Annotated in this window: 38 protein-coding genes; 26 read left to right on the top strand and 12 right to left on the bottom strand. The window is 49.8% G+C overall.

The features are described from left to right. Positions 1-35 precede the first annotated feature (35 nt). From chiA to bfr, 3 genes are all read left to right on the top strand, one after another. Positions 36-2,729: a bifunctional chitinase/lysozyme gene (gene chiA, locus ACU8XX_RS01935; RefSeq protein WP_016241662.1), complete on the top strand. Its 2,694-nt coding sequence runs from the start codon at positions 36-38 to the stop codon at positions 2,727-2,729. Between the two features lie 168 nt (positions 2,730-2,897). Next, positions 2,898-3,092: a bacterioferritin-associated ferredoxin gene (gene bfd, locus ACU8XX_RS01940; RefSeq protein ID WP_000289085.1), complete on the top strand. Its 195-nt coding sequence runs from the start codon at positions 2,898-2,900 to the stop codon at positions 3,090-3,092. A gap of 71 nt (positions 3,093-3,163) precedes the next feature. Continuing rightward, positions 3,164-3,640 carry a bacterioferritin gene (gene bfr, locus ACU8XX_RS01945; RefSeq protein ID WP_000675504.1) on the top strand — a complete coding sequence of 159 codons (477 nt, stop codon included), beginning with the start codon at positions 3,164-3,166 and terminating at the stop codon, positions 3,638-3,640. A gap of 28 nt (positions 3,641-3,668) precedes the next feature. On the opposite strand, the gene gspO is transcribed toward bfr, so the two are convergent. Genes gspO through gspC form a run of 12 tightly spaced genes read right to left on the bottom strand, consistent with a single transcriptional unit; the run spans position 3,669 to position 14,311 of the window. Next, positions 3,669-4,346: a prepilin peptidase GspO gene (gene gspO / locus ACU8XX_RS01950; protein ID WP_000178161.1), complete on the bottom strand. Its 678-nt coding sequence runs from the start codon at positions 4,344-4,346 to the stop codon at positions 3,669-3,671. Beyond that, the gene (gspM, locus tag ACU8XX_RS01955; RefSeq protein ID WP_001295161.1) at positions 4,346-4,807 is read right to left on the bottom strand and encodes a type II secretion system protein GspM; all 462 of its coding nucleotides are present in this window, start codon (positions 4,805-4,807) and stop codon (positions 4,346-4,348) included. The genes gspO and gspM overlap by 1 nt, the downstream gene beginning before the upstream one ends. After that, complete coding sequence (gene gspL, locus ACU8XX_RS01960) at positions 4,804-5,967, bottom strand: type II secretion system protein GspL (protein ID WP_001115238.1); 1,164 nt, start codon at positions 5,965-5,967, stop codon at positions 4,804-4,806. The genes gspM and gspL overlap by 4 nt, the downstream gene beginning before the upstream one ends. Before the next feature lie 14 nt (positions 5,968-5,981). Next, complete coding sequence (gspK, locus tag ACU8XX_RS01965; RefSeq protein ID WP_001058522.1) at positions 5,982-6,965, bottom strand: type II secretion system minor pseudopilin GspK; 984 nt, start codon at positions 6,963-6,965, stop codon at positions 5,982-5,984. After that, the gene (gspJ, locus tag ACU8XX_RS01970; RefSeq protein WP_000610634.1) at positions 6,958-7,545 is read right to left on the bottom strand and encodes a type II secretion system minor pseudopilin GspJ; all 588 of its coding nucleotides are present in this window, start codon (positions 7,543-7,545) and stop codon (positions 6,958-6,960) included. Before gspJ ends, gspK begins: the two co-directional genes overlap by 8 nt. Then, positions 7,538-7,915 carry a type II secretion system minor pseudopilin GspI gene (gene gspI, locus ACU8XX_RS01975; RefSeq protein ID WP_001041743.1) on the bottom strand — a complete coding sequence of 126 codons (378 nt, stop codon included), beginning with the start codon at positions 7,913-7,915 and terminating at the stop codon, positions 7,538-7,540. The genes gspJ and gspI overlap by 8 nt, the downstream gene beginning before the upstream one ends. Continuing rightward, complete coding sequence (gspH, locus tag ACU8XX_RS01980) at positions 7,912-8,421, bottom strand: type II secretion system minor pseudopilin GspH (RefSeq protein ID WP_001076044.1); 510 nt, start codon at positions 8,419-8,421, stop codon at positions 7,912-7,914. The genes gspI and gspH overlap by 4 nt, the downstream gene beginning before the upstream one ends. Positions 8,422-8,428: 7 nt before the next feature. Beyond that, the gene (gspG, locus tag ACU8XX_RS01985; RefSeq protein ID WP_001202874.1) at positions 8,429-8,866 is read right to left on the bottom strand and encodes a type II secretion system major pseudopilin GspG; all 438 of its coding nucleotides are present in this window, start codon (positions 8,864-8,866) and stop codon (positions 8,429-8,431) included. Positions 8,867-8,875: 9 nt separating this feature from the next. Then, entirely contained in the window at positions 8,876-10,072 is a 1,197-nt protein-coding gene (gene gspF / locus ACU8XX_RS01990; RefSeq protein WP_001109573.1) for a type II secretion system inner membrane protein GspF, read from the bottom strand. Further along, positions 10,069-11,550: a type II secretion system ATPase GspE gene (gene gspE, locus ACU8XX_RS01995; RefSeq protein WP_001219894.1), complete on the bottom strand. Its 1,482-nt coding sequence runs from the start codon at positions 11,548-11,550 to the stop codon at positions 10,069-10,071. The genes gspF and gspE overlap by 4 nt, the downstream gene beginning before the upstream one ends. 9 nt (positions 11,551-11,559) lie before the next feature. Then, the gene (gene gspD / locus ACU8XX_RS02000; RefSeq protein WP_001326512.1) at positions 11,560-13,512 is read right to left on the bottom strand and encodes a type II secretion system secretin GspD; all 1,953 of its coding nucleotides are present in this window, start codon (positions 13,510-13,512) and stop codon (positions 11,560-11,562) included. Further along, entirely contained in the window at positions 13,496-14,311 is an 816-nt protein-coding gene (gene gspC, locus ACU8XX_RS02005; RefSeq protein ID WP_001142708.1) for a type II secretion system protein GspC, read from the bottom strand. Before gspC ends, gspD begins: the two co-directional genes overlap by 17 nt. Before the next feature lie 179 nt (positions 14,312-14,490). On the opposite strand from gspC, the gene gspA reads away from it, so the two are divergent. The 23 genes from gspA to rplO all read left to right on the top strand — a co-directional run bounded on the left by gspA (position 14,491) and on the right by rplO (position 25,784). Continuing rightward, positions 14,491-15,960, top strand: coding sequence for a type II secretion system protein GspA (gspA, locus tag ACU8XX_RS02010; protein WP_240765348.1), 1,470 nt, complete (start codon positions 14,491-14,493; stop codon positions 15,958-15,960). Position 15,961: 1 nt separating this feature from the next. Beyond that, positions 15,962-16,381 carry a putative general secretion pathway protein GspB gene (gene gspB, locus ACU8XX_RS02015; protein WP_000461450.1) on the top strand — a complete coding sequence of 140 codons (420 nt, stop codon included), beginning with the start codon at positions 15,962-15,964 and terminating at the stop codon, positions 16,379-16,381. Between the two features lie 237 nt (positions 16,382-16,618). After that, a complete protein-coding gene (gene rpsJ / locus ACU8XX_RS02020) occupies positions 16,619-16,930 on the top strand; it encodes a 30S ribosomal protein S10 (protein WP_001181004.1) in 312 nt (103 codons plus the stop codon). A 32-nt stretch (positions 16,931-16,962) separates the two neighbouring features. Continuing rightward, a complete protein-coding gene (gene rplC / locus ACU8XX_RS02025) occupies positions 16,963-17,592 on the top strand; it encodes a 50S ribosomal protein L3 (protein ID WP_000579833.1) in 630 nt (209 codons plus the stop codon). A 10-nt stretch (positions 17,593-17,602) separates the two neighbouring features. Next, positions 17,603-18,208: a 50S ribosomal protein L4 gene (rplD, locus tag ACU8XX_RS02030; protein WP_000424395.1), complete on the top strand. Its 606-nt coding sequence runs from the start codon at positions 17,603-17,605 to the stop codon at positions 18,206-18,208. Beyond that, positions 18,205-18,507, top strand: a complete 303-nt coding sequence (gene rplW / locus ACU8XX_RS02035) for a 50S ribosomal protein L23 (protein WP_000617544.1) — start codon at positions 18,205-18,207, stop codon at positions 18,505-18,507. Before rplD ends, rplW begins: the two co-directional genes overlap by 4 nt. Positions 18,508-18,524: 17 nt before the next feature. Beyond that, positions 18,525-19,346, top strand: coding sequence for a 50S ribosomal protein L2 (rplB, locus tag ACU8XX_RS02040; RefSeq protein WP_000301864.1), 822 nt, complete (start codon positions 18,525-18,527; stop codon positions 19,344-19,346). A gap of 16 nt (positions 19,347-19,362) precedes the next feature. Then, positions 19,363-19,641, top strand: a complete 279-nt coding sequence (rpsS, locus tag ACU8XX_RS02045) for a 30S ribosomal protein S19 (RefSeq protein ID WP_001138117.1) — start codon at positions 19,363-19,365, stop codon at positions 19,639-19,641. A gap of 14 nt (positions 19,642-19,655) precedes the next feature. Further along, entirely contained in the window at positions 19,656-19,988 is a 333-nt protein-coding gene (gene rplV / locus ACU8XX_RS02050; RefSeq protein WP_000447529.1) for a 50S ribosomal protein L22, read from the top strand. 17 nt (positions 19,989-20,005) lie between these two features. After that, entirely contained in the window at positions 20,006-20,707 is a 702-nt protein-coding gene (rpsC, locus tag ACU8XX_RS02055) for a 30S ribosomal protein S3 (protein ID WP_000529945.1), read from the top strand. Between the two features lie 12 nt (positions 20,708-20,719). Beyond that, positions 20,720-21,130 carry a 50S ribosomal protein L16 gene (rplP, locus tag ACU8XX_RS02060; RefSeq protein ID WP_000941212.1) on the top strand — a complete coding sequence of 137 codons (411 nt, stop codon included), beginning with the start codon at positions 20,720-20,722 and terminating at the stop codon, positions 21,128-21,130. Continuing rightward, the gene (gene rpmC, locus ACU8XX_RS02065) at positions 21,130-21,321 is read left to right on the top strand and encodes a 50S ribosomal protein L29 (RefSeq protein ID WP_000644741.1); all 192 of its coding nucleotides are present in this window, start codon (positions 21,130-21,132) and stop codon (positions 21,319-21,321) included. Before rplP ends, rpmC begins: the two co-directional genes overlap by 1 nt. Further along, the gene (gene rpsQ / locus ACU8XX_RS02070) at positions 21,321-21,575 is read left to right on the top strand and encodes a 30S ribosomal protein S17 (RefSeq protein ID WP_000130100.1); all 255 of its coding nucleotides are present in this window, start codon (positions 21,321-21,323) and stop codon (positions 21,573-21,575) included. The genes rpmC and rpsQ overlap by 1 nt, the downstream gene beginning before the upstream one ends. Positions 21,576-21,739: 164 nt before the next feature. Continuing rightward, entirely contained in the window at positions 21,740-22,111 is a 372-nt protein-coding gene (gene rplN, locus ACU8XX_RS02075; protein ID WP_000613955.1) for a 50S ribosomal protein L14, read from the top strand. Positions 22,112-22,121: 10 nt separating this feature from the next. Beyond that, the gene (gene rplX / locus ACU8XX_RS02080) at positions 22,122-22,436 is read left to right on the top strand and encodes a 50S ribosomal protein L24 (RefSeq protein ID WP_000729185.1); all 315 of its coding nucleotides are present in this window, start codon (positions 22,122-22,124) and stop codon (positions 22,434-22,436) included. A 14-nt stretch (positions 22,437-22,450) separates the two neighbouring features. Next, positions 22,451-22,990, top strand: coding sequence for a 50S ribosomal protein L5 (gene rplE / locus ACU8XX_RS02085; protein WP_001096200.1), 540 nt, complete (start codon positions 22,451-22,453; stop codon positions 22,988-22,990). 14 nt (positions 22,991-23,004) lie between these two features. Then, a complete protein-coding gene (gene rpsN / locus ACU8XX_RS02090) occupies positions 23,005-23,310 on the top strand; it encodes a 30S ribosomal protein S14 (RefSeq protein WP_001118930.1) in 306 nt (101 codons plus the stop codon). A gap of 33 nt (positions 23,311-23,343) precedes the next feature. Further along, positions 23,344-23,736 carry a 30S ribosomal protein S8 gene (gene rpsH / locus ACU8XX_RS02095; RefSeq protein ID WP_000062611.1) on the top strand — a complete coding sequence of 131 codons (393 nt, stop codon included), beginning with the start codon at positions 23,344-23,346 and terminating at the stop codon, positions 23,734-23,736. A gap of 12 nt (positions 23,737-23,748) precedes the next feature. Further along, positions 23,749-24,282 carry a 50S ribosomal protein L6 gene (rplF, locus tag ACU8XX_RS02100; protein ID WP_000091945.1) on the top strand — a complete coding sequence of 178 codons (534 nt, stop codon included), beginning with the start codon at positions 23,749-23,751 and terminating at the stop codon, positions 24,280-24,282. 9 nt (positions 24,283-24,291) lie between these two features. Further along, positions 24,292-24,645 (top strand): 50S ribosomal protein L18, encoded by a 354-nt coding sequence (gene rplR / locus ACU8XX_RS02105; RefSeq protein ID WP_000358960.1) that lies wholly within the window; start codon positions 24,292-24,294, stop codon positions 24,643-24,645. A gap of 14 nt (positions 24,646-24,659) precedes the next feature. Further along, positions 24,660-25,163, top strand: a complete 504-nt coding sequence (rpsE, locus tag ACU8XX_RS02110) for a 30S ribosomal protein S5 (protein ID WP_000940121.1) — start codon at positions 24,660-24,662, stop codon at positions 25,161-25,163. A 3-nt stretch (positions 25,164-25,166) separates the two neighbouring features. Beyond that, entirely contained in the window at positions 25,167-25,346 is a 180-nt protein-coding gene (rpmD, locus tag ACU8XX_RS02115) for a 50S ribosomal protein L30 (RefSeq protein WP_001140433.1), read from the top strand. A 3-nt stretch (positions 25,347-25,349) separates the two neighbouring features. Next, positions 25,350-25,784 (top strand): 50S ribosomal protein L15, encoded by a 435-nt coding sequence (gene rplO, locus ACU8XX_RS02120; protein ID WP_001238914.1) that lies wholly within the window; start codon positions 25,350-25,352, stop codon positions 25,782-25,784. Positions 25,785-25,788: the final 4 nt, after the last annotated feature.

Consider the following 25,788-nt stretch of genomic DNA (forward strand, 5'->3'; position numbering starts at 1 on the left):
TTTGTTTTGCAGTTTTTACGTCACAAGGGATTATAATGAAATTAAATATATTTACTAAATCTATGATTGGTATGGGGCTGGTGTGTTCCGCTCTGCCAGCATTGGCAATGGAAGCATGGAATAACCAACAAGGTGGTAATAAATATCAGGTTATTTTCGATGGCAAAATTTATGAAAATGCCTGGTGGGTTTCTTCTACAAATTGCCCGGGAAAAGCGAAAGTAAATGATGCAACTAACCCGTGGCGTTTAAAGCGTACCGCGACAGCTGCTGAAATTAGTCAGTATGGCAATACACTTTCCTGCGAAAAGAGCGGCAGCTCATCTTCTTCAAATTCAAATACGCCTGCATCCAATACGCCGGCTAATGGCGGTTCGGCTACACCAGCACAGGGCACTGTTCCGTCTAATTCTTCTGTAGTTGCCTGGAATAAACAGCAGGGCGGTCAGACCTGGTATGTCGTCTTTAATGGTGCGGTATATAAGAATGCCTGGTGGGTAGCCTCTTCTAACTGCCCGGGTGATGCGAAAGGCAATGATGCCAGCAACCCATGGCGTTATGTTCGTGCCGCTACGGCAACGGAAATCTCAGAAACCAGTAATCCACAGTCCTGTACTTCAGCACCACAGCCTGCACCGGATGTGAAACCGGCACCGGACGTTAAACCGGCTCCTGATGTTCAGCCAGCCCCAGCTGATAAGTCAAACGACAACTATGCTGTCGTAGCCTGGAAAGGTCAGGAAGGTTCTTCTACATGGTACGTTATCTATAACGGCGGCATTTATAAGAACGCCTGGTGGGTAGGCGCGGCAAATTGCCCAGGCGATGCGAAAGAAAACGATGCCAGAAACCCATGGCGTTATGTTCGCGCGGCAACGGCAACAGAAATCAGCCAGTATGGTAACCCTGGCTCCTGTTCCGTTAAGCTGGATAATAATGGCGGTGCTGTGACTCCGGTTGATCCAACTCCGGAAACACCGGTGACCCCAACTCCGGATAACAGCGAGCCATCAACACCAGCGGATAGCGTTAACGATTACTCATTGCAAGCGTGGAGCGGCCAGGAAGGTAGCGAAATTTACCATGTTATTTTCAATGGTAATGTTTACAAGAACGCCTGGTGGGTTGGGTCTAAAGATTGCCCACGGGGTACCAGCGCTGAAAACTCCAATAACCCATGGCGTCTCGAGCGTACAGCTACCGCTGCGGAATTGAGTCAGTACGGTAACCCGACTACCTGTGAAATTGATAACGGCGGCGTCATTGTTGCGGATGGTTTCCAGGCCAGCAAAGCGTACAGCGCGGACAGCATCGTAGATTATAACGATGCACATTATAAAACTTCTGTCGATCAAGACGCATGGGGCTTTGTCCCGGGCGGCGATAACCCGTGGAAGAAATACGAACCGGCGAAAGCATGGTCCGCATCCACTGTGTACGTGAAAGGTGATCGCGTTGTTGTTGATGGGCAGGCTTATGAAGCGCTGTTCTGGACGCAAAGTGACAACCCTGCTCTGGTGGCGAACCAAAACGCCACCGGTAGCAATAGCCGCCCGTGGAAGCCGTTAGGTAAGGCTCAGAGCTATAGCAACGAAGAGCTGAATAATGCGCCGCAGTTTAATCCAGAAACGCTTTATGCCAGCGATACGCTGATTCGCTTTAACGGTGTGAACTACATTTCTCAGAGTAAAGTGCAGAAAGTTTCTCCTTCTGACAGCAACCCGTGGCGTGTTTTTGTTGACTGGACCGGAACCAAAGAGCGCGTAGGTACGCCGAAGAAAGCGTGGCCGAAACACGTTTATGCACCGTATGTCGACTTTACGCTGAATACGATCCCGGATCTGGCTGCGCTGGCTAAGAATCATAACGTCAACCACTTCACGCTGGCGTTTGTGGTGAGTAAAGATGCGAACACCTGTCTGCCGACATGGGGTACCGCTTACGGTATGCAGAATTACGCTCAGTACAGCAAAATCAAAGCTCTGCGTGAGGCTGGCGGCGATGTGATGCTGTCTATCGGTGGTGCTAACAACGCTCCGCTGGCTGCTTCCTGTAAGAACGTAGACGATCTGATGCAGCATTATTATGACATCGTTGATAACCTGAACCTCAAAGTCCTGGACTTCGATATCGAAGGCACCTGGGTTGCGGATCAGGCATCTATTGAACGTCGTAACCTTGCTGTGAAGAAAGTGCAGGATAAATGGAAGTCAGAAGGCAAAGATATTGCTATCTGGTACACCTTGCCAATTCTGCCGACTGGCCTGACGCCGGAAGGGATGAATGTCCTGAGCGATGCCAAAGCGAAAGGTGTTGAGCTGGCGGGTGTGAACGTGATGACAATGGACTACGGTAACGCGATTTGTCAGTCTGCAAATACCGAAGGCCAGAACATTCACGGTAAGTGTGCAACGTCTGCGATTGCCAACCTGCATTCACAATTGAAAGGCCTCCATCCCAATAAGAGCGATGCAGAAATTGACGCTATGATGGGTACCACGCCGATGGTTGGCGTGAACGACGTTCAGGGCGAGGTGTTCTATCTCTCTGATGCTCGTCTGGTCATGCAGGATGCGCAGAAGCGTAATCTCGGTATGGTTGGTATCTGGTCAATCGCGCGCGACCTGCCGGGCGGCACTAACCTGTCTCCGGAATTCCACGGCCTGACTAAAGAACAGGCACCGAAGTACGCATTTAGCGAAATCTTCGCGCCGTTTACTAAGCAATAAATGTGTTGGCGATACCTTCCAGTATCGCCGCATTTTTTGTCAATGGGCTACTTTTGGTAGCCCATTATTTTTATTCATATTTCTATTCTTTGCTTAAAAAAGAGTCTTTCCGTAATTGAAATAAGAACTATTTTCATTTATTTTTGAAGAAAGTATACGGGAGTCTCTATGTACGTTTGTCTTTGTAATGGTATCAGCGATAAAAAAATTCGTCAGGCTGTGCGCCAGTTTTCCCCTCACTCGTTCCAGCAATTAAAAAAATTTATTCCGGTCGGCAATCAGTGCGGTAAATGTGTCCGGGCCGCGCGTGAAGTGATGGAGGATGAATTAATGCAGCTGCCGGAGTTTAAGGAGTCCGCATAAACGGAGTGTGTTTTTTGACTTACTCGTAAGCCGTTCTACTCTTCAAAGAGTGGAAGCGAAGGAGTCAAAAAATGAAAGGTGATACTAAAGTTATAAATTATCTCAACAAACTGTTGGGAAATGAGCTTGTCGCAATCAATCAGTACTTTCTCCATGCCCGAATGTTTAAAAACTGGGGTCTCAAACGTCTCAATGATGTGGAGTATCATGAATCCATTGATGAGATGAAACACGCCGATCGTTATATTGAGCGCATTCTTTTTCTGGAAGGTCTTCCAAACTTACAGGACCTGGGCAAACTGAACATTGGTGAAGATGTTGAGGAAATGCTGCGTTCTGATCTGGCACTTGAGCTGGATGGCGCGAAGAATTTGCGTGAGGCAATTGGTTATGCCGATAGCGTTCATGATTACGTCAGCCGCGATATGATGATAGAAATTTTGCGTGATGAAGAAGGCCATATCGACTGGCTGGAAACGGAACTTGATCTGATTCAGAAGATGGGCCTGCAAAATTATCTGCAAGCACAGATCCGCGAAGAAGGTTGAGCCGTGTCGGGAGGGAGAACCCTCCCGGTTAATAAGAGATCCAGGCCAGATACCCCAGGTTTATCATGCTGCCGAGCGCAAGCCACGGGCCGAATGCGATAGTGGTTATAGTCCGGCGTTGCAGAAGTTGTGAAACGATGGCGTAACCAATGCCACCCAGCGAGGCAATCAGCAGTATCATTGGCAACGTTTGCCAGCCACACCATGCGCCTGCAGCGGCCAGTAGCTTGAAATCACCGTAGCCCAATCCCTCTTTGTGACAAACTAACCAGACGCCCCAGTAAACACACCACAGCACCCCATAGCCCGCTACCGCGCCGTAAACCGCATCATGTAAATCAATTAATCCATACTGCGCATTAAATACCAAGCCAAGCCAGAGCAGCGGTAAGGTGAGTTTGTCGGGCAGGAGCTGAGTGCGAAAATCAATAACACTGAGCGTGAGTACGAAACAGAAATAGAGAAAGAGTGCGCCAGTCACGATGGGCGTGAAAGGTGCCAGGGCGCAGGCGATAGCAGCAGCAACACAAAGTATCAGGGGCACTGTATCATGCCAGGCATATTTTTTTTGCCTGAAATGAACCAATACCTGGCGAAACGTTAACGCCGTTTTATCCTCCAACGGCGAGAGGTGATAGGCGATGGCATTAACAAAATAACCTGCAATAAAACCAACCAGAATGAAGAGCGGCAGTAGCATTGTCATTATTGTTGCTCCCTGAAGGACAAATGCCTGAGGGTGATCTCTTCGTTTCCGGCAAGAGTAAACTGAAGGTCTTCAATAACAATACCGTATGTTACCTGTGCCGTAGTGAGCCAGCGGGAGACGTTTTCGAGGGGAGCTGTGACAGGATGAATTGTCAGAGTATTGTCCGGGCCGTTTTCCAGCGTGATAGCCAAATTCTCACGTTTTGCTTCCTCGAGAAGGATATTTTTGATGGGCTGCGTAAGCGCAGGATGACCGAGTAAACCATGGGTGCTCGCTTGATCCTGCATCCATTTGATGTCCTTCTTAATTTTTTGCGCGTGGGACTGATGCTCTGCAATGTAGGTATCTATCGGTTTTATCACCCCAAGCCAACAAAAAACGCCGAGCGAGAGAACCGCCAGTGCCGCAACGATCTGTTTTTCCGATGTGGATTTTTCTGCCCACCATGATTTAATCATTTCCCTGAGTTCCTTACTGTCCATACACCACTGACCGGATCTTTTTCTGTTTTTTCCATCGGAAGCCAGGACTGTGTTAACTCACAGAAACGATCGATATTGGCTTCACTCTTAGCACTCATTTTTAAGGTCAGCGACTTTTGCTTCTGGCTATAGTTCGCCTCCATTAACTGCAGTTCAGGGTGTTCCAGCAGAAGTGTTTGTAAATGATAGAGCAACGGCACAGCTTCAGGATATTGCTGAGCGAGTTGCTGCTTAAAGTAAAAACGAAAATTGTGGGTGCGTTTGATCTGCGGGAAATAACGTTGCCAGGTTTCTTGCTGTTGTTGCTGAAGTTGATCTTCAATCTTAAGCGTATGCCAGAGCGCGATGCTCCGGCTGCCAACAAAAGAAAGAATGGCGAGAACGAGACAGCTTACTGCCAGGCGGGCGAGCCATTTTCCCGATTTGCTTACAGTTTTCTGTTTACGAAAAATACCATGCAGCATGTCATAGCGCTGGAATGCAATATCGGCAGAATACAAACTCAGTGATGGTATTTCAGGATGCTGGATAAGTGGATTGGCCGCTGCAACGCCGTGAGGTACTACACCATAACAAAGCATATTCTCAGGCGGAAACTGGGCAGCAAGATGCTGTAACCAGTGTTCATCCAGTTCGTTGAAGGCATGTGCGGCACTGCGAATGAGCCAGCTTGTTTGCTGGTTAACCAGAGTCCAGCTATCTACTTCCCAGGGAAGATAGCAGCCATCTGGCAAAACCCGCGTCACGTTGAGTCCGGCAGTATGTAAACGCTCAAGATAGCGACTGAGTTTCTCCGACTGAATGCCTATCACCTCGACACTTTCGTTTTGTTTATCGACAACCGTCCAGTGCCAGTCCTGGGTGTTGTCGGGTAACGTCTCCTCTGCCAGCCATTGTAATGTTTGTGCGGTGAGTTTGTATTTGGCGTTGGGCAGCGTGAGGGAACGATATAAAAGGCCCTCTGGTGGGATCAAAAGATGAACATTTCCGGCACCGGGCTGATCGGCCAGCGACTCCAGCGGAAGATCGTCCGTGAGCGTATGTACCGAAGATACGCTATCTGCGGAGAACGTCATCCATTCCCAATGCTTACGCAGCGTCGAGGAAGAACGTATGACCATCAACGATTCAGGCATCACGATCCTTATGATTAGTAGAGTTGCAGCGTACGCCGATAGATTTGGGCGCTCTGCTGTTTACGGTTGAAAAAAATATGGCTTTGCCATCCCTGGGATTGTTCGTCGCTGATACTTTCCGTACTCAGCGTAAAATAGCGGCTATAGGGAAAGAGATGCCTTTTCACCTGAGCAACCAGTGGCTTCACACCGGAGAAATCCTGCTGCGCCCAGTAAAGAAATGCATCCGTGGTTAGCCAGCCTTCCCTCGGCCTTTTTTGCAATAAGACCCGAGCGTCAGCATCCGTGATGTTATTGAGGAATAACGCTCTGAAGAGCGGAATATCGTTCTCCGTTAGCATATTAAGATTGATGCTAAGTTCCGTGGTCGGGAGAACGCAGACATACGGGATAAGCCGCTGATAGATGTTTTCGGTTATGCCTTTTATCTGACGTAATTCGCCAGTCAGAAAAAGCATCTGATTGGCACTATGCCGGGGCGGCGTCTGGCTTTGGTAAAAGCTATCTTCTGCGCCGTGAAAGCGTGGTGAGTCATCGACATCAATATAGTCAGCGATTGATTGCACGATCTCATCGGTGTTTCCGCGATCGATACCGGCGTTAATCAGCAGCGCACTGAATACCTGGGCGGGGAAATCAGGGGAAGCCAGCGGGTCGTCAGAGATTTTTGCTAACGCATTGAGATTAAAACAGTGCTGGGCATCGCGTAACTGCCACTTCACTGTATTGCCATCTTCCAGCTGCAACTGTTGTGGCTGTGCCCAGTACTGCTGCAACGTGGTCTGTCTGTCGTTATCTTTAACGTCCTGGGTGAGGCTGGCAAGCGCAAGTTTCTCCGCCAGTTCAATATCATATTGCCGTTGCAGATGATGGTTTACCTGGCGGGTTCGCTGAAGCTGGCTGTGAAAACTGAGCGTCATGTCTGCTGCCAGAGCAGCCATGAGCGCCAGTAACATGAGTACAATGAGCAGCGCGACGCCGCGTTGTTCATTATTCATGGTTATTATTCCCGGCCTGCGTCTGAGCTGGCGACTCTTCTCTCGCTAACTGCTCAGGTAATGCAAAACGGCGCTGTAACCCCCCATATTGCTGAGTCTGCAGATGTAACGTGACTGAGAGAGGAAGTTCCTGGCTTTCCCCGCTGTTACTTTCCAGAAGAAAGCTCTCGACATGTTCCAGCATCGCCTGGGCGGGTTGATCCTTCCTGCCATCCACAGAAGTACGAACAGCACGGTAGAGCGTATGATTTCGCAGATACCAGTGAACAGTGAGTAAGGTTTGTGCTTCACTGAGAGGAGCCAGCGGATCGCGACTTTGCGTGGTAAAAATAGCTTCTTCACCCAACACCATGATTTTGTCCGTACTCCGATTCCTCCGGGCGACCAGTTGCAGGAGATCGTTATCAAGAATGGTGATGGTGCGCTGTAGCTGATTGAACTGCTGGATTTCTTTCTGTGAGCGTTGATGCAACTCGGAAGCTTGCGAAAAAATCATAAACGCCAGCACGCTAAGCATTGAGAAAATCGCCAGCGCCGCCATGACCTCCAGCAATGTGAAACCCTGCTGGCGATTAATCATCTTGTGCCTGCCCGGATTTATTATCGATGCTTTGATAACGCGTAAGCGAGGTTGTCTGACCGCTGGGTAATGTCACCGTTATGGTGCGTTCCAGAAGCGTGCCGTCTTTGCTTGAGTGGATATCGCTGCGCCAGTTCCACTCTTCGCCATTTATTAACTCTTTGCCAGAACTGGACGTGTTTTCCTCGCCGAATGAATCTTGTGACTGAAGCTGGTTATCCGCTATCCACAATGCCAGCGTCTCGTTACGCATTCGCTCGATGGCATTTCGTTGCCCTTGCATACTGCTCATTAAAGTCAGAGCAACAGCGGTGAAAATACTCATCGCCAGTAAGACTTCAAGCAGTGTCATCCCTGATTGTTTGTTCATGGGCGGGTATCTCTGGCGAGCGTTTGATCCAGGGGCCATGAGCCTGAACAGACTAACGTCAGGAGCGGCTCACCGGTCCCGGCGTTAGCCATCAACAAAGAGAAGGGCGTGATTTGTCCGTCGGCCAGAATCACAACCTGTGGCTGGTTGCTGTCATCAGGTTTAAATGGCTGAAGATGAATTGAGAGTTCTTCATCCCAGTCATTTTGGCTCTCGTCTGCGGCATCTTCTTGTAATGGAACCCAGCGCCAGGCTGATGGTGTTTTGCCCGGTACCATAATGCGCCATGCTGAATCAGAGAAATGGATACCGACAGGCTGACCACTGAGCGTGGCGCGGTCGATGGCTAATTCAAGTGCAGCGGTAAACCGCGCCGCTGTTTCGCGCGCACGAGTGTTGGCGACATCCTCCCGGCCATATGTGAAGAGCACCACGCTTGCCGTGATAGCGACCAGCGCCAGCACCAGCATCATCTCCAGCAGGGTAAACCCGCGTTGCTGATTCATCGCTGACTTACTTTTTCTTCTTGCTCAAACCCCAGTTGGTGATGTCGTCCTCGGTTCCCATTTCACCATCGGGCCCTGCTGAAAGCAGATCGTATGCACCATGTTCACCAGGATTAACGAGGACATAATCATTGCCCCAGGGATCGGCAGGCAGACGCTTGATATAACCTTCCTTGTTATAGTTTGCGGCCAGCGGTGGCAGTGTCGGCGCTTCTACTAAGGATTCAAGCCCCTGATTTGTGGTTGGATAGTGATGATTGTCGAGTTTGTACATATCAAGGGCGTTTTCCAGCGCCACAATATCGCTGACGGCTTTTTGCTTATCCGCCTTTTCTTTATTGCCCATTAGGTTAGGAACCACCAGGCTGGCAAGTACGCCGATAATGACGATCACCACCATAATTTCCAGTAATGTAAAACCGCGTTGCTTATCCGTTGCGCGCATATGCTTTCCTTAATTAATCATTGAGTTAAGTTGAAGAAGAGGTTGGAGTACCGACACGACAATAAACAGGACGATCAGTGCCATCGTAATAATGAGTGCTGGCTCGAAGATGGAGAGCGTTAAGGCGATCCGATTTTGTTGGAGTGTCTCCTGGTTATCTGCGGCTCTGACCATTAATGTGCCGAGCTGCCCGCTTTTTTCGCCAGAGGCCACCATGTAGAGCATCATCGGCGGGAAAATTGCGGTTTGTTCCAGCGAAAGATGAATGCTGTTACCCTGGCGAACGTTCTCTGCCGCATTTGCCAGACGCTGGCGAATTTCGAGGTTGTTGAGGCTTTCGGTGGACAAATTCATCCCATCCAGCAGAGGGACGCCGCTGGATTGCAAAATACTTAAAGTGCGGAGATAGCGTGCGCTGTTAATGGCGCAAATCAGCGGGCCGATGAGCGCAACGCGCAGCAACATGGCATGAAAACGGTGGCGGTTATTGCCGCGTTTTAACCAGAGCCAGAAACCTACAGCGACAATAAACACTGTCGCTAATAATGTCGGGCCGGTACGTTGCAACGTGTCGCTCAGACCTAAAAGAATGCGTGTACTCAGCGGCAGTTGCTGCTTCATATGCACGAACTGTTCGGTAATTTTGGGCACGACAGCAGTGAGGAGAATAATCACGACCCCAATCGCCACCGTAGTGAGCATACAGGGGTAGATCAGTGACTGAATGAGCTTGCTGCGGATTTTCTGCCGGTTTTCATTGTAATCAGCCAGCTTTTCCAACACCGGGGCCAGCAGCCCGCTCTTTTCGCCCGCTTTTACCAGGGTACGATAGAGCGAATCGAAAAGCGTGGGAAAATGCTGTAATGCATCGGAAAGGGGATGCCCTTCAAGGATGGCGCTGCGTACCTGATTTAACACGTCACCCAGTCGTTTATTACTGCTTTGTTGACCGATTACGGCAAGGCTCTCTTCCAGGGGTAATGCCGCTGCGCTTAAGGTTGCCAACTGCCGGGTGAAAAGCGTCAGTTCACTATGGCTGATCCTCGGGCGACGTGTTTTTACTCCCGAACTTTTTTGGGGGCGAATATCCAGCAGGAAAAGCCCTTCTTCACGCAGCCGCAGTCGTGCCTGACGTTCATCGTTAGCATCAATGATCCCTTGCAATTTTTGACCATCCTGGGTCATGGCGCGATAGCGATAATTCATGCTTCGCTCTCCAGCGTGGCACTGGCGACGCGCATAACCTCATCCCAGGAGGTGTCACCGCTTATCACTTTTTGCAGGCCATTTTTGATTAAGGCCTTGTGTTGTTGCCGGACTAGTCGCTCCAGTGCTTGTTCATCCACATTTTCATGAATAGCGGCCCGTAATTCCGGCGTCACCACCATCATTTCGTGGATCGCCATGCGCCCCTGATAGCCGGATTGATGGCAATGAGGGCAGCCTACGGGAGTGCCAATTGTTGTCACCGCGAGCTGATGATATTTAAACATCTGCGCTTGTTGGGGTGATACGGGCGTGAATTGTCGGCATTGCGGACACAGGCGACGAACCAGACGTTGCGCGATAATCCCTGCCAGGGAAGACGAAAGCAGGAATGATTCGACGCCCATGTCGCGGAGCCGGGTCACTGCGCCTGATGCACTGTTAGTGTGGAGTGTTGAGAGTACCAGATGGCCGGTGAGCGAGGCCTGAACCGCAATCTGCGCGGTTTCTGTATCACGAATTTCCCCCACCATGACGACATCCGGGTCCTGGCGAAGTATGGCGCGCAGGCCGCGAGCGAAAGACATATCCACACGGGTATTCACCTGCGTTTGCCCAATGCCTTCCAGCTCATATTCCACGGGATCTTCTACCGTCAGAATATTGCGGCCGGGAGTATTCAGCGCCGAAAGGATGGCGTAGAGCGTGGTGCTTTTACCGGAGCCTGTCGGCCCTGTCACCAGGATAATACCGTGCGGAAGCTGAATGAGATTTTCTAAATCCTGCTTATCCGCTGCCGTCATCCCCAGGTTGTTCAATGAAAGCTGGAGGCTGTTTTTATCCAGCAGGCGGAGTACGGCGCGTTCACCATAGATGGACGGCAGTGTGGATACGCGGACATCTATGTTACGTCGCCCGATACGCAAACTAATTCTTCCATCCTGTGGAATACGTTTTTCGGCGATATCAAGACGAGCCATGACCTTAATTCGGGAGATAAGCAGTGCCGCCAGTTTTTTGTTTGGCTGTAAAATTGTCCGCAAAACGCCGTCGATGCGAAAACGGATCGACATTGTTTTTTCATAGGTTTCAATGTGGATATCAGAGGCGGTTTCTTTGATGGCCTCACTCAAAATCGCATTGATCAAGCGGATAACCGGTGCCGCTGAATCTTCATTCAGGAGATCTTCATTTGCGGGCATCTCTTCCGAAAGCGAGAGAAGATCGACGGATTGATCGATATCCTGCGCAATCTGTTGCGACTCACCGGTATTCTGATGGAATACCGCTTCCAGCCGAGCTTCAAAATCAGCCTGTGACAAGCTGGTCATGGTCTGGCACTGGCCAACCTGACGTTGAATATCGAGTAACCGCTCGAATGGCGTATCGGCGAGATAAATAATCTCGCCCTCTGAATAGAGATAACCAATTCGTTGTGCCAGCGCCCAACTGGCGGGGTACGGTGAGTGAATTCTCATATGAATGCCTCACCGTGACGATGGCGCAGGGGCGTGACTGTTGAACGTGTTTTCATCCAGCACCGGCAAATCTTCCGAGCCAACCAGCGCTTTTGATTTCCCGTCGATCCGCTGTTGTTGCTCCTGACGGTAACGGGTGTATTTCTCTTTTGACAGTGAGCGATAAACATCATCGTCACGGATAATCGTCGGACGGATAAATACCATCAGGTTGCGTTTAGCGCGCTCGGTGGAGGTATAGCGGAAGAGTTGCCCCACTAAAGGAATATCGCCAAGCAGAGGAACCTTTGACACTTGCTCTTTAGAAAAATCATCCAGCAATCCGCCCAGGACCACCGTTTCACCGGTTTTGACCAGCACGGCGTTTTGAATAGTACGGGTATTAAACGTCGGGCCGAGCGTCGAGTTAGAGGAAGAGTCAACGCTGGAGACTTCCTGCTCTATTTCGAGCAACACCGCGTCGCCTTCATTGACCTGCGGAGTAACTTTGAGTTTTGTCCCCACCGTTTTGCGTTCGACGGTATTAAAGACGTTATCCCCTGAAGTGGTCTGTGACCCGGATAGCACCGGCACATCCTGCCCCACGTTGAAGGACGCGAGTTTATTATCCAGCGTTACGATGCTTGGGGTGGCGAGGATGTCATTTTTATTGTTACTGGCCAGCGCGGTAAGCAGTACTCCCCAGTCGCCATTGAAGAAGCCTGCGGCCATGCCATTGTAGGCGCTAAACATATCCCAGGCAGGATTCGCGCTGGTGATCCCACCATTCTTTTTATAATCAGCCACACCTTGCGCAGCGTTAAAAATCGGTAATCCGGTATTGGTAAATTGCTGTGCGCCAACGTTTTTATTCGCCCATTGCACGCCGAGGTTTAGTCCATTTCCATCCTGAACTTCAACGATGATTGCCTCAACCAGCACCTGTGCACGGCGAATGTCCAGACGCGCAATTACCGTGGCGAGTTTTTCCTGGACGGACTGGTCAGCGGTAATGACCAGAGAGTTAGTCTGTTCATCGGCGGTAATGGCGACGTTATCCATCGCGCCAGAAGAGGAGGGCTTACGCGCATTCCCTTTTTCATCTTTCAGCTTTTCGGAAACACCGGTTAGCACTTCCACCAGATTCGTGGCTTTAGCATATTTCAGGTAATAAACCCGGGTATTTCCTTCCTCGCTCTCTTCGACATCAAGGCTTTTCAGTAATGAAGTGATGCGCTGGCGTGCTTTTTCCGGTCCACTGATGATAAGAGAGTTGGTTCGCTTATCCGCCACAATCTTCGCGGAGAGGAGGGCTGGCATCTGGCTTTTACCGTGGCTTTCGCTGATTAATTGATTAAGAATCTCGGCGAGATCTTCCGCTGACGCATATTCCAGATGAATAATTTGCTGCTTCTCTGTGCCGATGACATCAACGCGCTTTATGACTTCAATCAGTTTATTAATGGTGGAGGCACGACCGGTCAGAATAAGAACGTTGGAGGGTTCATAATGCACAACATTACCGACGCTACCCGCATCCATCATCTGGCGGAGCAGGGGGGCCAGGTCACGAGCAGGAACGTTCTCAAGCGGTACAATTCGGGTGACCAACTCATCACCTACGCCTGGACGAGAACTGTCAGCAATCATCCCTGGCGATGTTTTTACATTAGCTGAGCGAACCACTTTCAGAAAACCATTGTCCAGCGTGATCACGGAATAACCGTAAAGATCAAGAATACTTAAAAAGAACTGGTAGTACTCCTGTTGGCTAAACGTATCATTACTGCGTACGGAAATGGTTCCCTGTACCGAAGGGTCGATCAGGATCGTTTTGCCAAGATGCTGACCCACTATTTCCACGAACTGGCGGATATCGGCGTTATTGAAGTTCGCGCCGTATTGTTCGTTCTCAGCGTGTCCTGCACAAGGCATGAGTAGTGCTGCCAGCAAGCAGCAGGTGATTTTATTGAGTCCTTTCATGACGCAGTCCATTCATTCCTGTAAGTTCCCCGACGGAAACATTTATCAAGCGGGGTACGCCGTTGCGACGAATTGTAAACTGAGCACTTTGTTGAGTTAGCAGTAAACTTAATGCCTGTGAAACCTCATCAGGGTGGGTCAGCGAAAGATTATTGATCCTGAGGGCGATATCCCCTGGTTGTAGCAAGCTGGTGGTAAATGCATTGAGGCCCTTACGAGGGTTCAATCGAAGCCCGTATATCTGTTCTCCATCACGTATAGGCGTGGCGATAATATAATCAGCGAGTACATTTTGACTTTCTGAATCAGGCTGCTTGATGATGTCAGGTAGCCCTGGATGGAGAGTTACTTTTTCGTAATGCCCGTGAGTTTCAAACACAACGCTGGTTTTATTTATTTTTCTAATAAACGTTCCCGGCGCTGACTCAAGGGCTTCGTTGAGGGAGTATCGCTTTTGTTCGCTCCCCTCATTAATTAAGACAAAAGAAGTCTCATCATTCGATGTGAGTACAATGCCATTAAGCGCTATAGAGAGCTTAGGTGTTTCCTGATTAACTGCCACGGGATTTGCATCTTTTACCCCAGCATGATTTTCGTTACGCCATAAAGCGGCAAGGCTGAAATCAGACTGAAATGCGTTTGTTGGTTGATTAATGATCTGTCCATTTTTAACTATAGTTGTATGGAAATAATTCACATTAAAAATAATCGACCCTATGCTTATAAATATAATCAATATATTGATGGCAGCATCTTTATTATGATTCGCCAGATGGAAGGGGAAACGTAGTGTGGGCACGATGTATGTTCTAATAAAATAGATTGGGTGGGTTGTATATTGACGTTAGTATAAATAGTATTAATGCCGCTTGCATGAATCAAGCAAAATTTATTTATATTAGTAATATGTATTTAATTAATAAATACATACATTATTTTTATGATTAAGGATAATCAATAATTAAAACAGGAAGTTCTATGTCTACGAGAAGAGAAGTTATTCTTTCCTGGTTGTGTGAGAAACGTCAAACCTGGCGTCTGTGCTATTTGTTGGGTGAGGCTGGAAGTGGAAAAACCTGGCTGGCGCAGCAACTGCAAAAAGATAAACATCGCCGTGTGATTACTTTAAGCCTCGTTGTTTCCTGGCAAGGTAAGGCCGCATGGATCGTTACCGACGATAACGCGGCTGAACAGGGCTGCCGTGACAGCGCCTGGACGCGAGATGAGATGGCGGGGCAATTACTGCATGCGCTTCATCGAACTGATAGTCGCTGCCCTCTTATTATTATTGAAAATGCTCACCTGAATCACCGCCGCATACTTGATGATCTCCAACGCGCAATATCTCTTATTCCTGACGGTCAATTTTTGCTGATCGGCAGACCCGATCGAAAAGTCGAACGTGATTTTAAAAAACAGGGCATTGAACTTGTCTCGATAGGACGTCTGACGGAGCACGAACTTAAGGCAAGCATCCTTGAAGGTCAGAATATTGACCAACCCGATCTCCTTTTAACCGCCAGAGTTCTGAAACGGATAGCTTTATTATGTCGGGGCGATCGCAGAAAGCTGGCGCTTGCCGGCGAAACAATTCGCTTATTACAGCAAGCCGAGCAGACCAGCGTTTTCACAGCAAAACAATGGCGAATGATTTACCGCATATTGGGTGATAACCGCCCCCGGAAAATGCAGCTTGCCGTGGTGATGAGTGGAACCATTATCGCTCTTACCTGTGGTTGGCTACTGCTGTCCTCTTTTACAGCTACGTTACCCGTTCCTGCGTGGCTGATACCCGTAACGCCAGTAGTTAAACAAGATATGACTAAGGATATTGCTCATGTGGTGATGCGCGATAGTGAGGCGCTAAGCGTGTTATACGGCGTATGGGGGTACGAGGTCCCAGCTGATTCGGCCTGGTGCGATCAGGCAGTAAGAGCGGGGCTGGCATGTAAAAGTGGGAATGCTTCTTTACAAACATTGGTAGATCAGAATTTGCCCTGGATCGCATCGCTTAAAGTCGGGGACAAAAAATTGCCTGTTGTGGTCGTTCGCGTCGGTGAGGCTAGCGTTGATGTCCTCGTAGGTCAGCAAACGTGGACGCTGACACATAAATGGTTTGAGTCGGTATGGACGGGTGATTATCTTCTGTTGTGGAAAATGTCGCCGGAAGGGGAGAGTACCATTACGCGTGATAGCAGCGAGGAAGAGATTCTCTGGCTGGAAACGATGTTAAACCGCGCATTGCATATTTCGACAGAACCTTTGGCGGAGTGGCGTCCCTTGTTGGTAGAAAAAATAAAGCAATTTCAAAAAAGCCACCACTTGAAAACTGACGGTGTTGTTGGCTTTTCAACGTTAGTACATCTCTGGCAGGTGGCAGGGGAGAGTGCCTACTTATATCGGGATGAAGCAAATATTTCCCCGGAAACAACAGTGAAGGGGAAATGACATGTTTGAATTCTATATCGCCGCGCGTGAGCAGAAAGAAACAGGTCACCCTGGTATCTTCTCCCGACAAAAACACAGCACCATAATATATGTAATTTGTTTATTACTGATTTGCCTGTGGTTTGCAGGAATGGTGCTGGTTGGTGGGTATGCCAGGCAGCTATGGGTGCTTTGGATAGTAAAAGCCGAAGTCACTGTAGAGGCTGAAACGCCCGCTTTTAAACAATCAACACAACACTATTTCTTCAAAAAACAGCCACTCCCCGTCGTCGAATCCGTCGAGGAGGAAGATGACCCAGGCGTCGCGGTTGAGAATGCCCCCTCTTCTTCTGAAGACGAAGAAAATACTGTGGAAGAAAGCGAAGAGAAAGCCGGTTTAAGAGAGCGTGTCAAAAATGCACTGAACGAACTTGAGAGATAACCCGAAGGCTGTTTACTTTACTAGCAATACGCTTGCGTTCGGTGGTTAAGTATGTATAATGCGCGGGCTTGTCGTAGTTGACAGCAGGTTCAATCTGAACCTCAGTTAGCCGAATTTGGCTACCTAACAATGCTCCCAATCGGGGAGCTACGTAAGAACGGTTACACTCTCCCATCAATCGTAATGGGTCTGAGGAGTAATCATTTTCGTTTATAAAATAATTGGAGCTCTGGTCTCATGCAGAACCAAAGAATCCGTATCCGCCTGAAAGCGTTTGATCATCGTCTGATCGATCAAGCAACCGCGGAAATCGTCGAGACTGCCAAGCGCACTGGTGCGCAGGTCCGTGGTCCGATCCCGCTGCCGACACGCAAAGAGCGCTTCACTGTTCTGATCTCCCCGCACGTCAACAAAGACGCGCGCGATCAGTACGAAATCCGTACTCACTTGCGTCTGGTTGACATCGTTGAGCCAACCGAGAAAACCGTTGATGCTCTGATGCGTCTGGATCTGGCTGCCGGTGTAGACGTGCAGATCAGCCTGGGTTAATCAGGTCATTGAGCGATTGAGAGGTTGAAACAATGATTGGTTTAGTCGGTAAAAAAGTGGGTATGACCCGTATCTTCACAGAAGACGGCGTTTCTATCCCAGTAACCGTAATCGAAGTTGAAGCAAACCGCGTTACTCAGGTTAAAGACCTGGCTAACGATGGCTACCGTGCTATTCAGGTGACCACCGGTGCTAAAAAAGCTAACCGTGTGACCAAGCCTGAAGCTGGCCACTTCGCTAAAGCTGGCGTAGAAGCTGGCCGTGGTCTGTGGGAATTCCGCCTGGCTGAAGGCGAAGAGTTCACTGTAGGTCAGAGCATTAGCGTTGAACTGTTTGCTGACGTTAAAAAAGTTGACGTAACTGGCACCTCTAAAGGTAAAGGTTTCGCAGGTACCGTTAAGCGCTGGAACTTCCGTACCCAGGACGCTACTCACGGTAACTCCTTGTCTCACCGCGTTCCGGGTTCTATCGGTCAGAACCAGACTCCGGGCAAAGTGTTCAAAGGCAAGAAAATGGCAGGTCAGATGGGTAACGAACGTGTAACCGTTCAGAGCCTTGACGTAGTACGCGTTGACGCTGAGCGCAACCTGCTGCTGGTTAAAGGTGCTGTCCCGGGTGCAACCGGTAGCGACCTGATCGTTAAACCAGCTGTGAAGGCGTAAGGAGATAGCAATGGAATTAGTATTGAAAGACGCGCAGAGCGCGCTGACTGTTTCCGAAACTACCTTCGGTCGTGATTTCAACGAAGCGCTGGTTCACCAGGTTGTTGTTGCTTATGCAGCTGGTGCTCGTCAGGGTACTCGTGCTCAGAAGACTCGTGCTGAAGTAACTGGTTCCGGTAAAAAACCGTGGCGCCAGAAAGGCACCGGCCGTGCGCGTTCTGGTTCTATCAAGAGCCCGATCTGGCGTTCTGGTGGCGTGACCTTTGCTGCTCGTCCGCAGGACCACAGTCAAAAAGTTAACAAGAAGATGTACCGCGGCGCGCTGAAAAGCATCCTGTCCGAACTGGTACGTCAGGATCGTCTGATCGTTGTCGAGAAGTTCTCTGTAGAAGCGCCGAAAACTAAGCTGCTGGCACAGAAACTGAAAGACATGGCTCTGGAAGATGTGCTGATCATCACCGGTGAGCTGGACGAAAACCTGTTCCTGGCTGCGCGCAACCTGCACAAGGTTGACGTACGCGATGCAACTGGTATCGACCCGGTTAGCCTGATCGCCTTCGACAAAGTCGTAATGACTGCTGATGCTGTTAAGCAAGTTGAGGAGATGCTGGCATGATTCGTGAAGAACGTCTGCTGAAGGTGCTGCGTGCACCGCACGTTTCTGAAAAAGCGTCTACTGCGATGGAAAAATCCAACACCATCGTACTCAAAGTTGCTAAAGACGCGACCAAAGCAGAAATCAAAGCTGCTGTGCAGAAACTGTTTGAAGTCGAAGTCGAAGTCGTTAACACCCTGGTAGTTAAAGGGAAAGTTAAACGTCACGGACAGCGTATCGGTCGTCGTAGCGACTGGAAAAAAGCTTACGTCACCCTGAAAGAAGGCCAGAATCTGGACTTCGTTGGCGGCGCTGAGTAAGTCGGAGGAGTAATACAATGGCAGTTGTTAAATGTAAACCGACATCTCCGGGTCGTCGCCACGTAGTTAAAGTGGTTAACCCTGAGCTGCACAAGGGCAAACCTTTTGCTCCGTTGCTGGAAAAAAACAGCAAATCCGGTGGTCGTAACAACAATGGCCGTATCACCACTCGTCATATCGGTGGTGGCCACAAGCAGGCTTACCGTATTGTTGACTTCAAACGCAACAAAGACGGTATCCCGGCAGTTGTTGAACGTCTTGAGTACGATCCGAACCGTTCCGCGAACATCGCGCTGGTTCTGTACAAAGACGGTGAACGCCGTTACATCCTGGCCCCTAAAGGCCTGAAAGCTGGCGACCAGATTCAGTCTGGCGTTGATGCTGCAATCAAACCAGGTAACACCCTGCCGATGCGCAACATCCCGGTTGGTTCTACTGTTCATAACGTAGAAATGAAACCAGGTAAAGGCGGTCAGCTGGCACGTTCCGCTGGTACTTACGTTCAGATCGTTGCTCGTGATGGTGCTTATGTCACCCTGCGTCTGCGTTCTGGTGAAATGCGTAAAGTAGAAGCAGACTGCCGTGCAACTCTGGGCGAAGTTGGCAATGCTGAGCATATGCTGCGCGTTCTGGGTAAAGCAGGTGCTGCACGCTGGCGTGGTGTTCGTCCGACCGTTCGCGGTACCGCGATGAACCCGGTAGACCACCCACATGGTGGTGGTGAAGGTCGTAACTTTGGTAAGCACCCGGTAACTCCGTGGGGCGTTCAGACCAAAGGTAAGAAGACCCGCAGCAACAAGCGTACTGATAAATTCATCGTACGTCGCCGTAGCAAATAATTTTAGAGGATAAGCCATGCCACGTTCTCTCAAGAAAGGTCCTTTTATTGACCTGCACTTGCTGAAGAAGGTAGAGAAAGCGGTGGAAAGCGGAGACAAGAAGCCCCTGCGCACTTGGTCCCGTCGTTCAACGATCTTTCCTAACATGATCGGTTTGACCATCGCTGTCCATAATGGTCGTCAGCACGTTCCGGTATTTGTAACCGACGAAATGGTTGGTCACAAACTGGGTGAATTCGCACCGACTCGTACTTATCGCGGCCACGCTGCTGATAAAAAAGCGAAGAAGAAATAAGGTAGGAGGAAGAGATGGAAACTATCGCTAAACATCGCCATGCTCGTTCTTCTGCTCAGAAGGTTCGCCTTGTTGCTGACCTGATTCGCGGTAAGAAAGTGTCGCAGGCTCTGGATATTTTGACCTACACCAACAAGAAAGCGGCTGTACTGGTCAAGAAAGTTCTGGAATCTGCCATTGCTAACGCTGAACACAACGATGGCGCTGACATTGACGATCTGAAAGTTACGAAAATTTTCGTAGACGAAGGCCCGAGCATGAAGCGCATTATGCCGCGTGCAAAAGGTCGTGCAGATCGCATCCTGAAGCGCACCAGCCACATCACTGTGGTTGTGTCCGATCGCTGAGACTCTGGAGACTAGCAATGGGTCAGAAAGTACATCCTAATGGTATTCGCCTGGGTATTGTAAAACCATGGAACTCTACCTGGTTTGCGAACACCAAAGAATTCGCTGACAACCTGGACAGCGATTTTAAAGTACGTCAGTACCTGACTAAGGAACTGGCTAAAGCGTCCGTATCTCGTATCGTTATCGAGCGTCCGGCTAAGAGCATCCGTGTAACCATTCACACTGCTCGCCCGGGTATCGTTATCGGTAAAAAAGGTGAAGACGTAGAAAAACTGCGTAAGGTCGTAGCGGACATCGCTGGCGTTCCTGCACAGATCAACATCGCCGAAGTTCGTAAGCCTGAACTGGACGCAAAACTGGTTGCTGACAGCATCACTTCTCAGCTGGAACGTCGCGTTATGTTCCGTCGTGCTATGAAGCGTGCTGTACAGAACGCAATGCGTCTGGGCGCTAAAGGTATTAAAGTTGAAGTTAGCGGCCGTCTGGGCGGCGCGGAAATCGCACGTACCGAATGGTACCGCGAAGGTCGCGTACCGCTGCACACTCTGCGTGCTGACATCGACTACAACACCTCTGAAGCGCACACCACTTACGGTGTAATCGGCGTTAAAGTGTGGATCTTCAAAGGCGAGATCCTGGGTGGTATGGCTGCTGTTGAACAACCGGAAAAACCGGCTGCTCAGCCTAAAAAGCAGCAGCGTAAAGGCCGTAAATAAGGAGCGTCGCTGATGTTACAACCAAAGCGTACAAAATTCCGTAAAATGCACAAAGGCCGTAACCGCGGTCTGGCGCAGGGTACGGATGTTAGCTTCGGCAGCTTCGGTCTGAAAGCTGTTGGCCGTGGTCGTCTGACTGCCCGTCAGATCGAAGCAGCACGTCGTGCTATGACCCGTGCAGTTAAGCGTCAAGGTAAGATCTGGATCCGTGTGTTCCCGGACAAACCGATCACTGAAAAGCCGCTGGCAGTGCGTATGGGTAAAGGTAAAGGTAACGTGGAGTATTGGGTTGCCTTGATTCAGCCGGGTAAAGTCCTGTATGAAATGGACGGTGTTCCGGAAGAGCTGGCCCGTGAAGCATTCAAGCTGGCAGCAGCGAAACTGCCGATTAAAACCACCTTTGTAACTAAGACGGTGATGTAATGAAAGCAAAAGAGCTGCGTGAGAAGAGCGTTGAAGAGCTGAACACCGAGCTGCTGAACCTGCTGCGTGAGCAGTTCAACCTGCGTATGCAGGCTGCAAGTGGCCAGCTGCAACAGTCTCACCTGTTGAAGCAAGTGCGTCGCGATGTCGCACGCGTTAAGACTTTACTGAACGAGAAGGCGGGTGCGTAATGACCGATAAAATCCGTACTCTGCAAGGTCGCGTTGTTAGCGACAAAATGGAGAAATCCATTGTTGTTGCTATCGAACGTTTTGTGAAACACCCGATCTACGGTAAATTCATCAAGCGTACGACCAAACTGCACGTACATGACGAGAACAACGAATGCGGTATCGGTGACGTGGTTGAAATCCGCGAATGCCGTCCGCTGTCCAAGACTAAATCCTGGACGCTGGTTCGCGTTGTAGAGAAAGCGGTTCTGTAATACAGTACACTCTCTCAATACGAATAAACGGCTCAGAAATGAGCCGTTTATTTTTTCTACCCATATCCTTGAAGCGGTGTTATAATGCCGCGCCCTCGATATGGGGATTTTTAACGACCTGATTTTCGGGTCTCAGTAGTAGTTGACATTAGCGGAGCACTAAAATGATCCAAGAACAGACTATGCTGAACGTCGCCGACAACTCCGGTGCACGTCGCGTAATGTGTATCAAGGTTCTGGGTGGCTCGCACCGTCGCTACGCAGGCGTAGGCGACATCATCAAGATCACCATCAAAGAAGCAATTCCGCGTGGTAAGGTCAAAAAAGGTGATGTGCTGAAGGCGGTAGTGGTGCGCACCAAGAAGGGTGTTCGTCGCCCGGACGGTTCTGTCATTCGCTTCGATGGTAATGCTTGTGTTCTTCTGAACAACAACAGCGAGCAGCCTATCGGTACGCGTATTTTTGGGCCGGTAACTCGTGAGCTTCGTAGTGAGAAGTTCATGAAAATTATCTCTCTGGCACCAGAAGTACTCTAAGGAGCGAATCATGGCAGCGAAAATCCGTCGTGATGACGAAGTTATCGTGTTAACCGGTAAAGATAAAGGTAAACGCGGTAAAGTTAAGAATGTCCTGTCTTCCGGCAAGGTCATTGTTGAAGGTATCAACCTGGTTAAGAAACATCAGAAGCCGGTTCCGGCCCTGAACCAACCGGGTGGCATCGTTGAAAAAGAAGCCGCTATTCAGGTTTCCAACGTAGCAATCTTCAATGCGGCAACCGGCAAGGCTGACCGTGTAGGCTTTAGATTCGAAGACGGTAAAAAAGTCCGTTTCTTCAAGTCTAACAGCGAAACTATCAAGTAATTTGGAGTAGTACGATGGCGAAACTGCATGATTACTACAAAGACGAAGTAGTTAAAAAACTCATGACTGAGTTTAACTACAATTCTGTCATGCAAGTCCCTCGGGTCGAGAAGATCACCCTGAACATGGGTGTTGGTGAAGCGATCGCTGACAAAAAACTGCTGGATAACGCAGCAGCAGACCTGGCAGCAATCTCCGGTCAAAAACCGCTGATCACCAAAGCACGCAAATCTGTTGCAGGCTTCAAAATCCGTCAGGGCTATCCGATCGGCTGTAAAGTAACTCTGCGTGGCGAACGCATGTGGGAGTTCTTTGAGCGCCTGATCACTATTGCTGTACCTCGTATCCGTGACTTCCGTGGCCTGTCCGCTAAGTCTTTCGACGGTCGTGGTAACTACAGCATGGGTGTCCGTGAGCAGATCATCTTCCCAGAAATCGACTACGATAAAGTCGACCGCGTTCGTGGTTTGGATATTACCATTACCACTACTGCGAAATCTGACGAAGAAGGCCGCGCTCTGCTGGCTGCCTTTGACTTCCCGTTCCGCAAGTAAGGTAGGGTTACTAAATGGCTAAGCAATCAATGAAAGCACGCGAAGTAAAACGCGTAGCTTTAGCTGATAAATACTTCGCGAAACGCGCTGAACTGAAAGCGATCATCTCTGATGTGAACGCTTCCGACGAAGATCGTTGGAACGCTGTTCTCAAGCTGCAGACTCTGCCGCGTGATTCCAGCCCGTCTCGTCAGCGTAACCGCTGCCGTCAAACAGGTCGTCCGCATGGTTTCCTGCGGAAGTTCGGGTTGAGCCGTATTAAGGTCCGTGAAGCCGCTATGCGCGGTGAAATCCCGGGTCTGAAAAAGGCTAGCTGGTAATTGTCACCAATTGAATCACGGGAGTAAAGACAGATGAGCATGCAAGATCCGATCGCGGATATGCTGACCCGTATCCGTAACGGTCAGGCCGCGAACAAAGCTGCGGTCACCATGCCTTCCTCCAAGCTGAAAGTGGCAATCGCCAACGTGCTGAAGGAAGAAGGTTTTATTGAAGATTTTAAAGTTGAAGGCGACACCAAGCCTGAACTGGAACTTACTCTGAAGTATTTCCAGGGCAAAGCTGTTGTAGAAAGCATTCAGCGTGTCAGCCGCCCAGGTCTGCGCATCTATAAACGTAAAGATGAGCTGCCGAAAGTTATGGCGGGTCTGGGTATCGCAGTTGTTTCTACCTCTAAAGGTGTTATGACTGATCGTGCAGCGCGCCAGGCTGGTCTTGGTGGCGAAATTATCTGCTACGTAGCCTAATCGGAGGAAAAAATGTCTCGTGTTGCTAAAGCACCGGTCGTTGTTCCTGCCGGCGTTGACGTAAAAATCAACGGTCAGGTTATTACGATCAAAGGTAAAAACGGCGAGCTGACTCGTACTCTCAACGATGCTGTTGAAGTTAAACATGCAGATAATACCCTGACCTTCGGTCCGCGTGATGGTTACGCAGACGGTTGGGCACAGGCTGGTACCGCGCGTGCCCTGCTGAACTCAATGGTTATCGGTGTTACCGAAGGCTTCACTAAGAAGCTGCAGCTGGTTGGTGTAGGTTACCGTGCAGCGGTTAAAGGCAATGTGATTAACCTGTCTCTGGGTTTCTCTCATCCTGTTGACCATCAGCTGCCTGCGGGTATCACTGCTGAATGTCCGACTCAGACTGAAATCGTGCTGAAAGGCGCTGATAAGCAGGTGATCGGCCAGGTTGCAGCGGATCTGCGCGCCTACCGTCGTCCTGAGCCTTATAAAGGCAAGGGTGTTCGTTACGCCGACGAAGTCGTGCGTACCAAAGAGGCTAAGAAGAAGTAAGGTAACACTATGGATAAGAAATCTGCTCGTATCCGTCGTGCGACCCGCGCACGCCGCAAGCTCCAGGAGCTGGGCGCAACTCGCCTGGTGGTACATCGTACCCCGCGTCACATTTACGCACAGGTAATTGCACCGAACGGTTCTGAAGTTCTGGTAGCTGCTTCTACTGTAGAAAAAGCTATCGCTGAACAACTGAAGTACACCGGTAACAAAGACGCGGCTGCAGCTGTGGGTAAAGCTGTCGCTGAACGCGCTCTGGAAAAAGGCATCAAAGATGTATCCTTTGACCGTTCCGGGTTCCAATATCATGGTCGTGTCCAGGCACTGGCAGATGCTGCCCGTGAAGCTGGCCTTCAGTTCTAAGGTAGAGGTGTAAGATGGCTCACATCGAAAAACAAGCTGGCGAACTGCAGGAAAAGCTGATCGCGGTAAACCGCGTATCTAAAACCGTTAAAGGTGGTCGTATTTTCTCCTTCACAGCTCTGACTGTAGTTGGCGATGGTAACGGTCGCGTTGGTTTTGGTTACGGTAAAGCGCGTGAAGTTCCAGCAGCGATCCAGAAAGCGATGGAAAAAGCCCGTCGCAATATGATTAACGTCGCGCTGAATAACGGCACTCTGCAACACCCTGTTAAAGGTGTTCACACGGGTTCTCGCGTATTCATGCAGCCGGCTTCCGAAGGTACCGGTATCATCGCCGGTGGTGCAATGCGCGCCGTTCTGGAAGTCGCTGGGGTTCATAACGTTCTGGCTAAAGCCTATGGTTCCACCAACCCGATCAACGTGGTTCGTGCAACTATTGATGGCCTGGAAAATATGAATTCTCCAGAAATGGTCGCTGCCAAGCGTGGTAAATCCGTTGAAGAAATTCTGGGGAAATAAACCATGGCAAAGACTATTAAAATTACTCAAACCCGCAGTGCAATCGGTCGTCTGCCGAAACACAAGGCAACGCTGCTTGGCCTGGGTCTGCGTCGTATTGGTCACACCGTAGAGCGCGAGGATACTCCTGCTATTCGCGGTATGATCAACGCGGTTTCCTTCATGGTTAAAGTTGAGGAGTAAGAGATGCGTTTAAATACTCTGTCTCCGGCCGAAGGCTCCAAAAAGGCGGGTAAACGCCTGGGTCGTGGTATCGGTTCTGGCCTCGGTAAAACCGGTGGTCGTGGTCACAAAGGTCAGAAGTCTCGTTCTGGCGGTGGCGTACGTCGCGGTTTCGAGGGTGGTCAGATGCCTCTGTACCGTCGTCTGCCGAAATTCGGCTTCACTTCTCGTAAAGCAGCGATTACAGCCGAAATTCGTCTGTCTGACCTGGCTAAAGTAGAAGGCGGTGTAGTAGACCTGAACACGCTGAAAGCGGCTAACATTATCGGTATCCAGATCGAGTTCGCGAAAGTGATCCTGGCTGGCGAAGTAACGACTCCGGTAACTGTTCGTGGCCTGCGTGTTACTAAAGGCGCTCGTGCTGCTATCGAAGCTGCTGGCGGTAAAATCGAGGAATAAGTAG

This window comes from Escherichia sp. MAL-1, from assembly GCF_052948035.1.

Excerpts from the sequence above, each read along its gene's own strand:
- rpsH (WP_000062611.1), top strand. The coding sequence starts at position 23,344 with ATGAGCATGCAAGATCCGATCGCGGATATGCTGACCCGTATCCGTAAC.
- rplP (WP_000941212.1), top strand. The coding sequence starts at position 20,720 with ATGTTACAACCAAAGCGTACAAAATTCCGTAAAATGCACAAAGGCCGT.
- gspJ (WP_000610634.1), bottom strand. The coding sequence starts at position 7,545 with ATGATTAATCGCCAGCAGGGTTTCACATTGCTGGAGGTCATGGCGGCG.
- gspA (WP_240765348.1), top strand. The coding sequence starts at position 14,491 with ATGTCTACGAGAAGAGAAGTTATTCTTTCCTGGTTGTGTGAGAAACGT.
- rplX (WP_000729185.1), top strand. The coding sequence starts at position 22,122 with ATGGCAGCGAAAATCCGTCGTGATGACGAAGTTATCGTGTTAACCGGT.
- rplV (WP_000447529.1), top strand. The coding sequence starts at position 19,656 with ATGGAAACTATCGCTAAACATCGCCATGCTCGTTCTTCTGCTCAGAAG.
- gspB (WP_000461450.1), top strand. The coding sequence starts at position 15,962 with ATGTTTGAATTCTATATCGCCGCGCGTGAGCAGAAAGAAACAGGTCAC.
- gspG (WP_001202874.1), bottom strand. The coding sequence starts at position 8,866 with ATGCGCGCAACGGATAAGCAACGCGGTTTTACATTACTGGAAATTATG.
- gspE (WP_001219894.1), bottom strand. The coding sequence starts at position 11,550 with ATGAGAATTCACTCACCGTACCCCGCCAGTTGGGCGCTGGCACAACGA.
- rplC (WP_000579833.1), top strand. The coding sequence starts at position 16,963 with ATGATTGGTTTAGTCGGTAAAAAAGTGGGTATGACCCGTATCTTCACA.
- rpsN (WP_001118930.1), top strand. The coding sequence starts at position 23,005 with ATGGCTAAGCAATCAATGAAAGCACGCGAAGTAAAACGCGTAGCTTTA.
- rplD (WP_000424395.1), top strand. The coding sequence starts at position 17,603 with ATGGAATTAGTATTGAAAGACGCGCAGAGCGCGCTGACTGTTTCCGAA.
- gspM (WP_001295161.1), bottom strand. The coding sequence starts at position 4,807 with ATGATTAAATCATGGTGGGCAGAAAAATCCACATCGGAAAAACAGATC.
- rpsJ (WP_001181004.1), top strand. The coding sequence starts at position 16,619 with ATGCAGAACCAAAGAATCCGTATCCGCCTGAAAGCGTTTGATCATCGT.
- rpmD (WP_001140433.1), top strand. The coding sequence starts at position 25,167 with ATGGCAAAGACTATTAAAATTACTCAAACCCGCAGTGCAATCGGTCGT.
- gspO (WP_000178161.1), bottom strand. The coding sequence starts at position 4,346 with ATGACAATGCTACTGCCGCTCTTCATTCTGGTTGGTTTTATTGCAGGT.
- rplF (WP_000091945.1), top strand. The coding sequence starts at position 23,749 with ATGTCTCGTGTTGCTAAAGCACCGGTCGTTGTTCCTGCCGGCGTTGAC.
- rpmC (WP_000644741.1), top strand. The coding sequence starts at position 21,130 with ATGAAAGCAAAAGAGCTGCGTGAGAAGAGCGTTGAAGAGCTGAACACC.
- bfd (WP_000289085.1), top strand. The coding sequence starts at position 2,898 with ATGTACGTTTGTCTTTGTAATGGTATCAGCGATAAAAAAATTCGTCAG.
- gspD (WP_001326512.1), bottom strand. The coding sequence starts at position 13,512 with ATGAAAGGACTCAATAAAATCACCTGCTGCTTGCTGGCAGCACTACTC.
- rpsS (WP_001138117.1), top strand. The coding sequence starts at position 19,363 with ATGCCACGTTCTCTCAAGAAAGGTCCTTTTATTGACCTGCACTTGCTG.
- rplO (WP_001238914.1), top strand. The coding sequence starts at position 25,350 with ATGCGTTTAAATACTCTGTCTCCGGCCGAAGGCTCCAAAAAGGCGGGT.
- rplB (WP_000301864.1), top strand. The coding sequence starts at position 18,525 with ATGGCAGTTGTTAAATGTAAACCGACATCTCCGGGTCGTCGCCACGTA.
- chiA (WP_016241662.1), top strand. The coding sequence starts at position 36 with ATGAAATTAAATATATTTACTAAATCTATGATTGGTATGGGGCTGGTG.
- bfr (WP_000675504.1), top strand. The coding sequence starts at position 3,164 with ATGAAAGGTGATACTAAAGTTATAAATTATCTCAACAAACTGTTGGGA.
- gspF (WP_001109573.1), bottom strand. The coding sequence starts at position 10,072 with ATGAATTATCGCTATCGCGCCATGACCCAGGATGGTCAAAAATTGCAA.
- gspK (WP_001058522.1), bottom strand. The coding sequence starts at position 6,965 with ATGAATAATGAACAACGCGGCGTCGCGCTGCTCATTGTACTCATGTTA.
- rpsE (WP_000940121.1), top strand. The coding sequence starts at position 24,660 with ATGGCTCACATCGAAAAACAAGCTGGCGAACTGCAGGAAAAGCTGATC.
- rplE (WP_001096200.1), top strand. The coding sequence starts at position 22,451 with ATGGCGAAACTGCATGATTACTACAAAGACGAAGTAGTTAAAAAACTC.
- gspI (WP_001041743.1), bottom strand. The coding sequence starts at position 7,915 with ATGAACAAACAATCAGGGATGACACTGCTTGAAGTCTTACTGGCGATG.
- rplW (WP_000617544.1), top strand. The coding sequence starts at position 18,205 with ATGATTCGTGAAGAACGTCTGCTGAAGGTGCTGCGTGCACCGCACGTT.
- rpsQ (WP_000130100.1), top strand. The coding sequence starts at position 21,321 with ATGACCGATAAAATCCGTACTCTGCAAGGTCGCGTTGTTAGCGACAAA.
- rplN (WP_000613955.1), top strand. The coding sequence starts at position 21,740 with ATGATCCAAGAACAGACTATGCTGAACGTCGCCGACAACTCCGGTGCA.
- gspL (WP_001115238.1), bottom strand. The coding sequence starts at position 5,967 with ATGCCTGAATCGTTGATGGTCATACGTTCTTCCTCGACGCTGCGTAAG.
- rplR (WP_000358960.1), top strand. The coding sequence starts at position 24,292 with ATGGATAAGAAATCTGCTCGTATCCGTCGTGCGACCCGCGCACGCCGC.
- rpsC (WP_000529945.1), top strand. The coding sequence starts at position 20,006 with ATGGGTCAGAAAGTACATCCTAATGGTATTCGCCTGGGTATTGTAAAA.
- gspH (WP_001076044.1), bottom strand. The coding sequence starts at position 8,421 with ATGAATCAGCAACGCGGGTTTACCCTGCTGGAGATGATGCTGGTGCTG.